General features: G+C 59.4%; 15 protein-coding genes, 1 tRNA gene and 1 riboswitch. Of the genes, 7 read left to right on the forward strand and 9 right to left on the reverse strand.

What is annotated here, in order from left to right; all coding sequences use genetic code 11:
- Nucleotides 1-2 precede the first annotated feature (2 nt).
- Complete coding sequence (locus ACHQGU_RS11440; RefSeq protein ID WP_395495086.1) at nt 3-1,097, forward strand: cobalt-precorrin-5B (C(1))-methyltransferase; 1,095 nt, start codon at nt 3-5, stop codon at nt 1,095-1,097.
- 1 nt (nt 1,098) lies between these two features.
- On the opposite strand, the gene cobM is transcribed toward ACHQGU_RS11440, so the two are convergent.
- The 3 genes from cobM to cbiE are packed head-to-tail and all read right to left on the reverse strand — an operon-like array spanning nt 1,099 to nt 3,448.
- Nucleotides 1,099-1,851, reverse strand: a complete 753-nt coding sequence (gene cobM / locus ACHQGU_RS11445) for a precorrin-4 C(11)-methyltransferase (protein WP_395495087.1) — start codon at nt 1,849-1,851, stop codon at nt 1,099-1,101.
- On the reverse strand, nt 1,848-2,228 hold the full coding sequence (locus ACHQGU_RS11450) for a cobalamin biosynthesis protein (RefSeq protein ID WP_395495088.1): 381 nt from the start codon (nt 2,226-2,228) through the stop codon (nt 1,848-1,850). Before ACHQGU_RS11450 ends, cobM begins: the two co-directional genes overlap by 4 nt.
- Nucleotides 2,225-3,448: a precorrin-6y C5,15-methyltransferase (decarboxylating) subunit CbiE gene (cbiE, locus tag ACHQGU_RS11455; protein WP_395495089.1), complete on the reverse strand. Its 1,224-nt coding sequence runs from the start codon at nt 3,446-3,448 to the stop codon at nt 2,225-2,227. The genes ACHQGU_RS11450 and cbiE overlap by 4 nt, the downstream gene beginning before the upstream one ends.
- Nucleotides 3,449-3,575: 127 nt before the next feature.
- Between cbiE and ACHQGU_RS11460 the strand changes: the two genes are divergently transcribed.
- Nucleotides 3,576-4,382 carry a cobalt-precorrin-6A reductase gene (locus ACHQGU_RS11460; RefSeq protein ID WP_395495090.1) on the forward strand — a complete coding sequence of 269 codons (807 nt, stop codon included), beginning with the start codon at nt 3,576-3,578 and terminating at the stop codon, nt 4,380-4,382.
- On the opposite strand, the gene cobJ is transcribed toward ACHQGU_RS11460, so the two are convergent.
- Genes cobJ through cobG form a run of 4 tightly spaced genes read right to left on the reverse strand, consistent with a single transcriptional unit; the run spans nt 4,352 to nt 7,696 of the window.
- Nucleotides 4,352-5,110, reverse strand: coding sequence for a precorrin-3B C(17)-methyltransferase (gene cobJ, locus ACHQGU_RS11465; RefSeq protein ID WP_395495091.1), 759 nt, complete (start codon nt 5,108-5,110; stop codon nt 4,352-4,354). The two genes, ACHQGU_RS11460 and cobJ, sit on opposite strands and share 31 nt — an antisense overlap.
- Complete coding sequence (locus ACHQGU_RS11470; protein WP_395495092.1) at nt 5,107-5,832, reverse strand: precorrin-2 C(20)-methyltransferase; 726 nt, start codon at nt 5,830-5,832, stop codon at nt 5,107-5,109. Before ACHQGU_RS11470 ends, cobJ begins: the two co-directional genes overlap by 4 nt.
- The gene (locus ACHQGU_RS11475) at nt 5,832-6,461 is read right to left on the reverse strand and encodes a precorrin-8X methylmutase (protein WP_395495093.1); all 630 of its coding nucleotides are present in this window, start codon (nt 6,459-6,461) and stop codon (nt 5,832-5,834) included. Before ACHQGU_RS11475 ends, ACHQGU_RS11470 begins: the two co-directional genes overlap by 1 nt.
- A 2-nt stretch (nt 6,462-6,463) precedes the next feature.
- Nucleotides 6,464-7,696 carry a precorrin-3B synthase gene (gene cobG, locus ACHQGU_RS11480; RefSeq protein ID WP_395495094.1) on the reverse strand — a complete coding sequence of 411 codons (1,233 nt, stop codon included), beginning with the start codon at nt 7,694-7,696 and terminating at the stop codon, nt 6,464-6,466.
- Nucleotides 7,697-7,822: 126 nt separating this feature from the next.
- Nucleotides 7,823-8,067, reverse strand: a riboswitch (cobalamin riboswitch).
- A gap of 121 nt (nt 8,068-8,188) precedes the next feature.
- Here cobG and ACHQGU_RS11485 point away from each other — a divergent pair.
- The 3 genes from ACHQGU_RS11485 to ACHQGU_RS11495 all read left to right on the forward strand — a co-directional run bounded on the left by ACHQGU_RS11485 (nt 8,189) and on the right by ACHQGU_RS11495 (nt 10,560).
- Nucleotides 8,189-9,244 (forward strand): aldo/keto reductase, encoded by a 1,056-nt coding sequence (locus tag ACHQGU_RS11485; protein WP_395496426.1) that lies wholly within the window; start codon nt 8,189-8,191, stop codon nt 9,242-9,244.
- A gap of 96 nt (nt 9,245-9,340) precedes the next feature.
- Nucleotides 9,341-10,180, forward strand: coding sequence for a pantoate--beta-alanine ligase (gene panC, locus ACHQGU_RS11490; protein ID WP_395495095.1), 840 nt, complete (start codon nt 9,341-9,343; stop codon nt 10,178-10,180).
- Nucleotides 10,181-10,209: 29 nt separating this feature from the next.
- Nucleotides 10,210-10,560, forward strand: a complete 351-nt coding sequence (locus tag ACHQGU_RS11495; RefSeq protein WP_061501652.1) for a RidA family protein — start codon at nt 10,210-10,212, stop codon at nt 10,558-10,560.
- Nucleotides 10,561-10,834: 274 nt separating this feature from the next.
- Here the strand turns inward: ACHQGU_RS11495 and ACHQGU_RS11500 are convergent.
- Nucleotides 10,835-10,910 (reverse strand) — tRNA-Asn (locus ACHQGU_RS11500).
- 121 nt (nt 10,911-11,031) lie between these two features.
- Here ACHQGU_RS11500 and ACHQGU_RS11505 point away from each other — a divergent pair.
- Complete coding sequence (locus ACHQGU_RS11505) at nt 11,032-12,078, forward strand: ABC transporter substrate-binding protein (RefSeq protein ID WP_395495096.1); 1,047 nt, start codon at nt 11,032-11,034, stop codon at nt 12,076-12,078.
- A 4-nt stretch (nt 12,079-12,082) separates the two neighbouring features.
- Here ACHQGU_RS11505 and ACHQGU_RS11510 read toward each other — a convergent pair whose 3' ends face one another.
- Nucleotides 12,083-12,997, reverse strand: a complete 915-nt coding sequence (locus ACHQGU_RS11510; protein ID WP_395495097.1) for a DMT family transporter — start codon at nt 12,995-12,997, stop codon at nt 12,083-12,085.
- A gap of 26 nt (nt 12,998-13,023) precedes the next feature.
- Between ACHQGU_RS11510 and ACHQGU_RS11515 the strand changes: the two genes are divergently transcribed.
- Complete coding sequence (locus tag ACHQGU_RS11515) at nt 13,024-13,581, forward strand: helix-turn-helix domain-containing protein (protein ID WP_209436698.1); 558 nt, start codon at nt 13,024-13,026, stop codon at nt 13,579-13,581.

Raw genomic sequence — 13,581 nt, forward strand, 5'->3', positions numbered from 1 at the left:
TTATGGAACATACGGGAACAGAGCTACGCCGGGGCTGGACCACCGGAAGCTGCGCAACAGCCGCCGCAAAAGCCGCATGGCTGACGCTCCTGGGGCACGAGCCTCCGGCCAGTGTGACCATTACGCTCCCCGGCGGCCAACGCCCCACCTTTGCCATTTGCCGAACTGGTCTGGACAACGGGCATCCCTTTGCCGAGGTGGTGAAAGATGCAGGTGATGACCCGGACATCACCCACGGGGCCGTTATCCGCGCCACGGTTCGCCGCCTGCCTGCGGGTTCCGGCGTGCAGTTTCGGGCTGGCCCGGGTGTTGGCATGGTCACACGCCCCGGCCTGCCCATTCCCCCCGGTGAGCCAGCCATTAATCCCACCCCGCGCGCCATGATCCGCACAGCCCTGACCGAAGCCAACGGCGTCACCCTTCCTGACGCAGAGGTCACGCTTTCCATTGAGGATGGGGCCAGACTGGCAGAGCGCACCCTTAACAGCCGCCTTGGCATTACCGGCGGCCTCTCTGTTCTGGGCACAACCGGCATTGTCGTGCCGTTTTCCTGCGCTGCGTGGATCGACAGTATTCATCGCGGCATTGATGTCGCCCGCGCAGAAGGCCTGACGCATATTGCAGGCTCTACCGGCAATGTTTCAGAAAAAGCCGTGCAGAAATTCTATGATCTGCCCGATACTGCGCTGATTGAAATGGGCGATTTTGTCGGCGGTATGTTGAAATACCTGCGCCGCCACCCCGTACCACGCCTGACCATTGCGGGCGGCATTGCCAAAATGACCAAACTTGGTCAGGGCAAGCTGGACCTGCACTCCAAACGCGGACAAGCTGACATGGCAGCACTGGCACAGCTTGCCGCAACAGGGGGCGCCCCTGCACCCATAACAGACGCCATTGCGGCCAGCCCCACCGTCGCGGAGGCTTTTCTGCTAACTACCGCTGCACACATCCCGCTCGGCACGCTCATCGCACAGTCAGCCCTGCGCACAGTTCAGGAAACCGTTGCCCCCGCCCCCTGCGCAGTGGACGTGATGGTCTTTGACCGCTCAGGCCAGTGTGTTGGGCAGGCCGGCCCTTCCCTGCCCCAAACCTGATTTAGCTCCGGAAACGCCGCCGATAATCCGGGTCATACAAAGCGCTTTCCCGAAAGTCTTTTTCCGCCAAAGCAGGCCCCACAAGCACGAGAGCTGTGCGTTCCACCGGGTTTTGCGCCAGTTCTGCTTCAATCGTGCTCAGTGTGCCGCGCAACACGAGTTGGTCCGGCCATGTCGCCCGCGCCACAATGGCGACCGGACAATCGGCTCCATAAAAAGGCGTCAGTTCCTGTACGATTTTTTCCAGCGCATGAATGGCCAGATGAATAGCCAGCGTCGCACCTGTGGCCGCAAACGCCGCCAGTGTTTCACGTTCCGGCATGGCAGAGGCACGGCCTGTCATACGCGTCAGCACAACACTCTGGGCCACACCCGGCATGGTCAATTCCCGCCCCAGAACAGAGGCCGCAGCCGCAAAAGCGGGCACACCCGGCACCATGCTCCATGGAATCCCCAGCCGGTCCAGCCGACGCGTCTGTTCCGCAACGGCACTGTAAATGGACAAATCGCCTGAATGCAGGCGGGCTACAGCGTGCCCTTCCGCATGAGCTTTGGCATATTCCGCTTCAATCTCATCCAGAGAGAGTGGGGCCGTATCCACCAGCCGCGTGCCCTCGGCGCAAAATTTCAGCATATCCGGTGGCACAATGGAGCCTGCATACAGGCACACCGGGCAGCGCTCCAGCAGATCGCGCCCCCGGAGCGTCAGTAAATCCGCAGCCCCCGGGCCGGCCCCAATAAAATAAACCGTCATTTCGTTTCCTCTCCTTCCGCCACCGCACAGGTTATGCCCGCATGCGCTTGCCGCAGCACACGCAACCACGCACCCGGCCCAGCTCCAGCCAGTGCGCAGCCTTCCGCCACAGAGGCAAAACCTGTTTCCTGCAAAGCTCTTTCTGAAACTGTTTGGCAAATATTCTGCACGCCCCGCAATGCGTCATCCGAAACCCAGAACAGAGGGACGCCAAGTAGCGAGGCCACTTCCTCCGGTAACGCTTCACCGTGCCGAAAGCCCGGAACTGCCAGATATGTCAAAGCAGTGGCCTTATTCTGTTGCACCACCTGCCGCACAAAGGTCGCTGCCTCGGTCGCGCTGGCCGAGTTGCTCCATCCCATCCCGGCCACGCTCATGAATGATCTTCCGATTTCCACGCAACCCACTGCGTCACACTCATAGCCGGACGAAAACCGTGCATCTGCCCGACCCCTTCCATGCGAGAGACCGCCAGACGGGTCAGTGTGCCTCCCCATTCCTGCACCGCCTGCATCAGCCGTGCTTCCGTTTCCATCACCACGGCATTAACCACAAGCCGCCCTCCGGGTTTGAGCGCCTCCCATGCGCCTTCCAGAACACCAGTCCGACTCCCGCCCCCGCCAATAAAAATAGCATCCGGGCGTTCCAGATTTTTAAAACCCTGAGGAGCACGCACTTCCACAACCTGTAAATCAGGCACCCCCAGATTTAGGGCATTCCGGGCAATCCGTGCAGCCCGTTCCGGCACGGGTTCAAGCGTGATGGTGCGGCAAGACGGGTCTGCGAGCATCCACTCAATCCCGACAGAGCCAGAGCCGCCCCCCACGTCCCACAGCAATTCCCCGGCACGCGGGGCAAGAGACGAAAGCGTCACGGCACGAATTTCACGCTTCGTCATCTGCCCGTCATGCTCGAAGCAGGAATCCGGCAGGCCCGAAGTCAGAGAAAGGCTAAACGTCCGGCTGTCCGGTACAATCTCCAGCGCCAGAATAGTCAGCCTGCCGGGAGTGACGGGCACACCGTCCCGCGCCTCAAAATCATACCGCCGTTCTCTTGGGCCGCCGAGCGCTTCCAGCCCATGGCAACGTGTGAGCCCAAAGCCTGACTCCGTCAGCCATTCCGCAACCTGAGCCGGCGACTGCTCATCCGCACAAAGCACAATCAGCTGCGCACCGGGCTGCAAAAATGGCCTCATGCGCTGCATAGACCGCCCGCACAAAGACACGACCCGACAATCCTGCAAGGCCCAGCCAAGACGCGCACAGGCCAGAGACATGGACGAGGCCGCAGGCAAACACAGCATTTCTTCCGGCGGCACATACTTAGCCAGCGTTGCACCAACGCCATAGAAAAACGGATCCCCCGAGGCCAGCACCACGACCGGCATGCCCCGACGGGCCAGAACAGCCTCTACACCTTTTTGGAAAGGTGATGGCCAGACCAGCGTTTCTCCCTGAATATTCTCAGCCGCCAGTTCCAGATGCCGTGCGCCCCCCACAACATACGACGCATGAGAGAGCAGTGTGCGGGCAGCAGGACTCAGGCCGTCCAGCCCGTCCTCGCCAATACCGATCAGCGTCAGCCAGACATCAGACATCACATCTCTCTCCCCGGTTCCGCGCTGCCCTCGTCACGCTCATCCTCTCTCGGAGCCTCCAACTTGCAGAAACCCCATGCCGGTCGCTATGGAAAGACCCATACGGTCCTTCAGGATACAGCACGCCATGCCCCTCTCTGCTGCCTCTGCACCCCTGCCCGTGCTGATTCTGGGCGGCACGACGGAAGCCTCGGGCCTGTGCCGTCTGCTGGAACATGAGGCTATTTTTGCCCCCACACTCTCTCTGGCTGGCGTGACCAAAAACCCGCATCTGCCCAATATCGCTGTGAGGATTGGCGGATTTGGAGGCGTGAAAGGACTGAAAGACTGGCTGCATCATCATGCTATTCAAGCTGTGATTGACGCCACGCACCCGTTTGCCGCCACCATGAGCCAGCATGCCGCCAAAGCCTGCGCAGACCTGGAGCTCCCGTTGCTTCGGCTGGAACGCCCGGCGTGGCTCCCCACTGCGGAAGACCAGTGGCACAGTGTCCCCAGCCTGACCGTAGCTGCCAGCCTGTTGGCGGCCCCCGCAGGTTATGGCCAGCCCCCCTTGCGGGTTTTTCTGACAACCGGACGCAAGGAGGTCGCACCGTTCTGCGCTGCCCCGCAACACACCTATCTGCTGCGCTCCATTGATGCACCAGACCCAACCAGCCTGCCCCCGCACACCACATGCCTCTCCGCGCGCGGACCGTTTGATTACGCGGCAGAACTGGCGGTGATGCAGGCGCATCACATTGACATTCTGGTCACTAAAAACTCTGGTGGAACGGCAATCTTTCCAAAATTGGCAGCGGCCCGCACCCTGCATTGCCCGGTGATTATGGTTGAGCGCCCGCCACACCCTGCCTGCCCGAGAGTAGACACGCCGGAAGAGGCTATGGCGTGGCTGCAAACGCATCAGACCGCCTCAACCTTGCGAGACGTATAAAACCACACGCTCCCGTCTGGGCGCGGGATCAGATGACTGGCCACACAGCCAATCAGCACCAGCGTGCTCATATCTGCCCATGTGGCATCAGCTTCTGCCAGAGTGGACAAACGCACGGCCTCATCTTCCCGCCCAATGGCCCGCGCAAAAGCAACCGGGATTGATCCCGGCAGACACCTACGCAAATGGTCCAGAGCCTCCCCCAACTGCGTCGGGCGTGCTTTGGAGCGCGGATTATACAATGCAATCACAAACCCGGCCTCTGCAGCCAGAGCCAGCCTGCGCAAAACAACAGACCAAGGCTTGAGGTTATCAGAAAGCGACATCACACAGAAATCGCCCCCCAGGGGCGCTCCCAGCCGTGCCGCTGCAGCCAGAACCGCGCTGACACCGGGGACAACCGTAATCTCAAGCCCGCGCCATTCCTGCGGCCCATGGTCTACGGCCTCAAACACGGCGCTGGCCATACCGAACACCCCGGCATCACCACCGGACACGACAGCAACATGCCGCCCCCGCATGGCCATTTCCAACGCATGACGCGCCCGCTCAAGTTCCACCCGGTTATCCGAACTGTGCCGCACAACTGATGCAGGCGCCTCAACGCGCTCCACATACGGCCCATAGCCAACCAGATCCGTCGCCCGACTGAGCGCCTGATTAGCCTGTGGCGTGCGCTGTAGCACATTGCCTGGTCCCAGCCCGATAATGCTGACAGACCCCGTCATCGGACACCCTTTCTGCCAGGAACCAACGCCAGTGAAAAATAGGGCGCAGGCCCTTCCTGCTCTGCCAGAGGCAAACACCGCGCCTCTGGCTGTGTGCCGCGTTCCACATAAACAGCTTCTGGCAAACGCCCTGCCTGTGTCAGCGCCTTACGTAATTTTGGCATATTGCGGCCAATCTTCATCACCACAGCAGCATCGGCCTTTTCCAGCCAGTTCGCCAGATCCTCTTCCGGCATGGTGGCGGGCAGCACGCACAACACATCATCACCATGCGTCATAGGCCGCGCCGCCTGTGACCAACACCCGCTCATGGCGGAAATACCCGGCACAACCTGCGTTGCAAACCGGCTGCGCAAGCGGTCAAACAGATACATGGCCGAGCCATACAGAAAGGGGTCGCCTTCACAGAGCAGAGCCACATCCTTCCTCTGCTCCAGCACGGCAGACAGATTCTGCGCGCAGCGATCATAAAAGGCGTTCATGTCCGTATGGTAAGCAGGGTCTTTCACGGAAATTTCGGTTGTGAACGGATACGCCAGCCGGATTTCCTGCGTGGTTGGAGCAATATGCGCCTGCGCAATGCGTCGGGCATGGCCCTGTGTGTTATGCCGGCAGAAATACGCCACCGCCGGTGCTGCTTGCAGGACTTTCACTGCCCGCAGCGTCATCAGGTCCGGGTCACCCGGCCCGACACCCACCACATACAACGTGCCGTGCGCCATCACTCAGCCTCACTTGCGAGTGCGTTCACGGCCGCCGCAGCCATGGCGCTGCCTCCCAGCCGCCCGTGCACAACCAGCCACGGTACATCATGCCTTTTTGCAAGAGCCTCTTTGGATTCCGCAGCCCCCACAAAGCCGACTGGCAAACCGATAATAGCCGCAGGCTTCGGTGCACCGGCATCCAGAAGTTCCAGCAAGTGGAACAGCGCCGTAGGGGCATTGCCGATTGCTACCACGGCCCCGGCCAGTTTCTCGCCCCACAAATCCAGCGCGGCAGCGGAGCGGGTATTGCCAATCTCTTTAGCCAGTCCCGGTGTGCGAGCATCCCGCAGGGTACACACGACCTCATTCTCCGCAGGCAGACGAGCACGGGTAATACCATGCGCAACCATCTCGGAATCACAAAGAATAGCACAGGATTTTTTAAGAGATTCTCTTGCTGAAGAGACGAAATCCTCCGTCATCGCCACAGACTGCGCCACATCCACCATGCCACATGCATGAATGATCCGGACGACGATTTGCGCCTGCTCAGGCGAAAAGCCGCGCAGGTCCGCTTCTGCCCGGATGGTGGCAAAGGAGCGTTTATAAATAGCGGCTCCATCCCGAATATAATCATAAGCCTGCATATTCAAACGTCTCCTTTAGGCAGAGCCTGCAAAAAAGCTCTTACATCTTCAGTTTTTGGCAGAATACAAATCGGCTCATCGCTGGCCGTGCCCTGCAGCACCACGCCATAGCCCTCACTCCCGGCAACCAGCGTGACCGTTGCGACACCGGGATGCGCACAGCCCTTACGACAACCCGATACATGCAGATCGGCTTTATCCGGCAGGAACGGCGCAAGGGCCAGCGCATCGCGTCCCACATCTCCAGCAGCCTGTGCACATCCCGGCGCACCAATGCAGGCATAAACGCGCAGGCGTGCATCATCAGGATGCGTGATCATTCCGGAAATTTCAGGATTTTTTTCCAGACCGGAAAAAACCAGCCCAGACCATGCCGTCATCCGCAACAGGCCATCTCCTTGCTGCGCAACGTGCGCACAGGCGCGAAGCGTTGCGGCGGTCAGACGCCCTAGCGGCGCTACCGCAGCATAAGCTGAGCCTGTCAGATGGCCCGCCCGCGCGGCAAGGAGGCTTCCGTTCTGCATTTCTGCCCCGGAGGCTGACACGCCCCTCAGTCCGATTTCTGCAAACAGCTGTTTCCCGATAGCTGGCTCGCGAAGAGGCCGCTGCGTTTCACCGCGTTTTACAAAAGCCTCTGCCAGAGCAAGGGTTGTCTGCACGGCCTCCTGCGCGATCTGCGGCTCTGAGCAGCCACTCCCACACACCACGCGCCAGCCAGCCTCTGTGGGGACGGAACTTCCCACCGCCTGAAGCATAATATCGGCACGCAGAGAGCCTGTCGGGAAAAACCCTCCGCCATCAACGCAAAAACCAAATTTATCAGGCAGGGCAGAAAGAGACGGATGATTTATCAAGCCGTTCCGCAGAGCGTCAGCACACAGCATAGTCTCTGTCGCACAGGCAGGATCTTTCCCCGCCAGAGGAGAAACCTGAAGAGCAAGGCGTCGCTCGGCTTCCGGGTCAGCCTGCCCCAGACCAGCCGCGATCATCCGCTGCGGGAAAGCCTGCGCGGCCTCCAGACTAAAGCCGCGCAGTTGCACGTTGCCCCGGTTGGTCAAGCTGATCTGCCCATTGCCGTCCTGTTCCGCGACATCTGCCAGCAGATAGGCCTGTGCTGCTGTCATCCGGCCCAGAGGCGGACGCACGCGCACCAGCCAGCCGTCCGCCGCCTGCATGGGCGCAAACAGGCCGGGACACCATCCTTTGACCACAGGTGCAGAAAATGCGGCCGACATGAACACCCTTCAGGCAACACACCGCACAAAACGGCATGGGGGTGCAGTTCCAAGGCCGCCCGGACAAGCCAGACGGTAGCGCGCATCGCAACGCGCCATCACGCACCGGACACCCCGCCAGGCATGACACTCCAGAAATCAGATGGCAGGTCTCCTGGCTGATGACACAAAACCACCGGTTTTCCGGGGGTTCTCACTCGTTCCATACCTTCCCGGAGAAGTCCCCAGTGGTACAACACCCTGTAGCAGAGTGCTGGAACAAGCCTGATGTCACATACAGTTGCGGGGGCAGCGACGGCCAAGAAACAGCGGAGTTCTCACCGTACTTCCCTTTTCATCCCAAAGCGGGAACCATCGCGTCCTGTTAAGCAGGCTCTCCGGGAGATGTCAAAACACTGTGTACGCAGCCCTGCACTCTTGAAACAAAGGCCCTGAGCCGTCAGCTCTCAAGGGGCTCATACCTTACCCGCCACACGCACGGAGAACAGAATGATGCAGTATCGCCAGCTCGGTCGGTCCGGCCTGCGTATTTCCGCCTTTACCCTTGGCACCATGACATTCGGGGGCAAAGGCTCTTTTGCCAAAACCGGCAATACCGATACAGCGGGGGCCCGCCGCCTGATTGATCTGTGTCTGGATGCTGGCATCAACATGTTTGATACAGCAGACGTCTATTCCTCCGGAGAGTCTGAAACCATTCTGGGAGAAGCCCTGAAAGGCCGCTCGCAGGAAACTCTGGTGACGACCAAAGCCCGCTTCCGCATGCAGGACGGCCCGAATGGAGAAGGCTCTTCCCGCCTGCATCTGATTGCCGCGTGTGAAGCCAGCCTGAAGCGTCTGGGCCGGGACCATATTGATCTGTACTATCTGCATGAATGGGACGGCCTCACCCCACTGGATGAAACGCTGGAAGCGCTGGATACCCTGACCCGTGCGGGCAAAATCCGCTATGCAGGCGTTTCCAATTTCTCTGCATGGCAGGTGATGAAAACGCTTTCCGTCGCTGAACGGAACAGGCTGATTGCCCCTGTCTCCCAGCAGATTTATTACTCCCTGCAGGCGCGGGATGCGGAGTATGAACTACTGCCCGCCGCTGTCGATCAGGGTCTTGGGGTGCAGGTCTGGAGTCCGCTGGCAGGTGGCCTGCTCTCCGGCAAGTATCGCCGCAACCAGCCCACCCCGCAGGGCCGCCAGCTTGAAGATTTTGGTGAACCGCCGGTGCATGACAAGGAAAAGCTGTTCGATATTGTCGAAGTGCTGATTGCTGTTGGCAAAGAACATGGCGTTTCTGCCGCCCAGATCGCTCTGGCATGGACCATGCACCGCCCGGCCATTACGTCCGTCATTATCGGCGCGCGCACGGAAGACCAGCTAAAAGACAACCTGAAGGCCGCTGAACTGGTGCTGTCGGAAGACCAGTTGAATCGCCTCAATCAGGCCAGCCTGCCGCCCCTGCTCTATCCATACTGGCATCAGGCCAGCACTGCCGCCAGCCGGTTGAGCGCTGCGGACCGGGTGCTGCTGGAACCGTTCCTGAAAACACAGTAAGACGGGCGCAGGCCGGACAGCCGCCCTCCTCGGTTTTCTCGTGCATAAACCGTGCGGGCGGCTGTCCTTCCCTTTTATCGCAAACCGGGATGCGTCATGAAGCTTGTGAGAACCAGACACGAACTGGCCGAAATTGTCACGCAGTGGCACCATGAGGGTGAAACAATCGGGCTGGTGCCCACCATGGGGTCTTTGCACGAAGGCCATCTGACGCTGGTGCGCGCACTGGACGGCAAAGCCACCCGCCGGATTGTGACGATCTTCGTCAACCCGATCCAGTTCAACAACCCAAATGATTTCCAGCTTTACCCACGCGGTCTGGAGGCCGACGAAGCACTTCTGGCAGAAACCGGCGTGGTGGACGTTCTGTACGCCCCGGATGAAACGCAGATCTACCCGCCCGGCTTTTGCACCCGTATCAGCGTGTCCGGCCCTGACCGGATGCTGTGCGGCGGAGACCGGCCCGGCCATTTTGATGGCGTTGCAACCGTTGTCACCAAACTGTTTATGCAAACCCGGGCCAATATCGCAGCTTTTGGGGAAAAAGATTTCCAGCAGCTCTGCATTATCCGCCGGGTGGTGACGGATCTGGACCTGCCTCTCACTATCCTGCCGGTTCCCACCGTGCGGGAAGCGGATCATCTGGCTTTATCCTCACGGAATAAACGCCTCACCCCGGCTCAGCGGGAACAAGCCAGCCATCTGCCAAAGGCTCTATTGGACTGCCTTGCGGCTCTGAAAGCTGGCCAGCCTGTTACCGCCGCTCTGGAACACTGCACACAGACCCTGAAAGATGCTGGCTTTACCGTGCACTATCTGGATCTGCGCTCTGAAAAATCACTCGGCACTGTTGAAAAGGCCGAGGCCGGCGCACGGCTTTTTGTCGCCGCCAGTCTGGGCGATGTCCGGCTGATTGATAACATGCCGGTAGCCTGAAACCATTTTGCACATACAGGGAAAACCCCATGACCATTACACGCCTTGACCCCGAAGAACGCCTGACAGGCGCAGTAATTTATAACGGACTGGTGCATCTGGCTGGCCAGGTCGCAGATGATGCCTCTGCGGATGCAGAAGGCCAGATGGCGGACATTCTGCGGCAGGTTGATGCCCTATTGGCCAAAGCGGGCACAGATAAAAGCCGCCTGCTCTCCGTGCAGATTTTTCTGGCAGATATGAACGATATGGCAGGCATGAACCGAGCATGGGATGCCTGGCTGGACCGTGACAACAAACCTGCCCGCGCCACCGTGGAAGCCAAACTCGCCAACCCGGACTGGCGCGTGGAACTGACCGGCATCGCCGCTCTGCGCTGAGGCTGACAAAAAGGCTGCTTTCTTCCGGGTGAAACGGAAAAGAGCAGCCTTTCTGGTTTCATAAACACATAGCGCCGCACACAGCGGATTTGCCATGACGGATGCTTTGAACGGATTTTTTGGAAGCATGAAGAGCGCATCAGTCTGAGATTGAAACGGTCAGCCAGAACGCGTTCCACTAGAATCAGAACAACAGACCTATCGACGCAAACTGCATGGCAAAAATCTACAGCTTACAGCGTGAAAATCTATTTTGAATTTTAAGAAGAAAGGCTGGCTCCCGAAGTAGGACTCGAACCTACGACCCAGCGATTAACAGTCGCTTGCTCTACCAACTGAGCTATTCGGGATCAGCGAGGCATCGTATAACCGTGATCCGGGGGTGCCGTAAACCCCCTTTTTTCATTTTTTTTGTGTTGCATGTTTTTATGAGCAGACGACGCTGAAAACCCCGCGTGGTAAGAAAGAAGCATGAGCGCACAAGGACCTTCCTCCGACCCGGCCTTCCGCCGCCGAATTGTTCTGACCAGCCTTGCCGGGCTGGCCATAGCGGGAGCCGTGGGTGCGTTTGAACACCACGCGCATAATCGGCCACCACGCAAGCAGCCGGATGGCCAGTATCGCAAACTCAAGCTGATCTGGCCGCACTCGGACACAGCCCCGGTGCTGGCCGTTGCGTATCAGAAAGGGTTTTTTGCCCGCTACAGTCTGGATTTGGAAAGCGTTTCCACCCCGCAAAACGGGAATGAAGCCCTGGATGCGTTGGCAGCAGGTAAAGCGGACTATGCCGTCGCGCCTGCGTTAACCTGGCTCCCTCGTCTGTATGGCGGTCTGCCTGCCAGCCTCATACTGGGCATTCAGCCCGGCACCTTCCGTCTGCTGGTGCGGCGGGGGGCAAACATCAGCCGGCTGGACCAGCTTGTGGGTCGCACAGTGGCCATGCCGGATAAGAATGCTGCGGATAAATTTTTCTTCGCCATCATGATGCGCCGCAAGGGCATTAACGCCATGGGCGGCATTACCTGGACTGATATGCCAGCAGACCAGATGGTTGACTCCGCGCGCGCACGTACCATTGATGCCGTCGTGGCGCACGACCCGCTGGCCTGGCAACTGCTGAACGGCCATGCGGACCTGTTTTCTGAACTGGTTGGCAGCAACACAGGCCATTATGCAGACCGCACCAGCCTAATCCTCGGGGCCTCAAAGGCCGCGCTGGACACGGACCCCGATGCTGCAACCGCGTTGACTCTGGCTCTGCGCGATGCCGCAAAATGGGCCAATCAGCACCGGGATGAAGCCGCGACACTCGTCGCAGATGACTCCGCAGATGTCAGCACAGATGCCATGCGCGCCATGCTGCATCATCAACCCGCCATCAGCCCGGTGACGGGTCATGCACTGCGCGAGCAGATGGCCCAGTATTGTGATGAATTGCAACTGATCGGCTTGCTCCCTGATACAGAAGCCGCCTCTGCGATTGCCCGGCGTTCGACCCGCAATGTGCTGAACGGCTGATTTGTCAGGACAGTTCAGGGTCTTTTTTACGACGCGGCAGCCGGATTTCACTCGCCAGAACCCCCAGCACAATCAGCCCAGCGCCCGCTATGGCCAGTGGCGGCAGAAGCTCCCCGGCAAGACGCCCCACAAGTCCGGCCCAGACCGGCTCCCCTGCGTAAATAACCGTCGCCCGCGTGGCGGAAATGGTTTTCTGCGCCCAGTTCATGGCGAACTGGATGACCGCACTCATCACCCCCAACCCCACGCCGGACGCCACCCATACCCATGAGAAAGCCGGGATATGTTCCCCCGCCACCGGCATGAAGGCCAGCGCCAGAATGCCAGCCACCAGCAACTGCACAATGGTGACGCGGCGACTATCCACGCGCAGCGCGTAGCGGCTGATCAGAATGATTTCACCCGCTATGGAGACTGCGCCGAGCAAGGTCGCAATCTCACCGGGGCTGAAGCTCAGGCCGCTGGCGGCATCCGGCCCGGTCAGGCAGATCAAACCGACGAAGGCGATCAGAACACCGACCCAGCTCATCATATGCGGCCTGCGTTTGAGCACGGCCCACTGCAAAAACGGCACCATTGGCACATACAAAGCGGTGATAAAGGCGGACTGACTGCTGGAAATGGTTTTCAGGCCCAACGTCTGGAACGTGTAGCCCAGAAAGACGCCAACCCCGATCATGCACCCGGCCTTCAGCTCATACCGTGTCATCCCCGCCAGCGATTTGCGGAACAACAACAGGGACATCAGGCCAGCCGTAAGAAACCGTACGCCCACAAAAAACAGCGGGCCAGTATGTTCCATGGTATGGTGGATGATCAGGAACGTTGCCCCCCACAGCATGGTGATCAGGACAAGTATGATCTCCTGTTTCGACAGGAACTTGACGTGAGAGCCAGAGGCGGGTGGAGTCTTGATCATAGTTAGCAGCGTATATGGGCACTATAATGCACAATCAACCCCCACGATCTGATGTTTTGAAATATGTGGGGACAAATCTGCGTCGCCTGCGCAAAGACGCTGGCCTCAGTCAGGAAGCTCTGGCCAATGCATCCGGCATCAGCCGCCGCATGATTGTGAGTCTGGAAGCCGGGACCGCCAATATCAGTCTGGGCAGTCTGGACCGTCTGGCAGAAGCGCTAGACACAACCTTTCTCAAGCTGGTGAGCAATCCGGACCGCGAATTACGCCGCATTGAGGAAGTGATGTGGCGGGGTAAAACACCCTCCAGTAAAGCAACCTTGCTTGGGGCGGCCCCCGCCCGGCAGGATACGCAGCTGTGGCTATGGTCTCTTGCACCGGGGGAACGCTATGTGGCGGAACCCGACCCGGAAGGCTGGCATGAAATGATTTTTGTGCTGGACGGCACACTCACCATTGAGTTCGATACAGAGACTCAACTAGTGAATGCGAACGATTTTACAATTTATAACAGCGCCCAGAATTACGCCTACCTGAACGCAGGCAAGAAAGCCGTGCGCTTCCTGCGCACGGTTTCATCCTGA

This window comes from Acetobacter sp. KSO5 (assembly GCF_044094635.1).
Classification (GTDB): domain Bacteria; phylum Pseudomonadota; class Alphaproteobacteria; order Acetobacterales; family Acetobacteraceae; genus Acetobacter; species Acetobacter cerevisiae.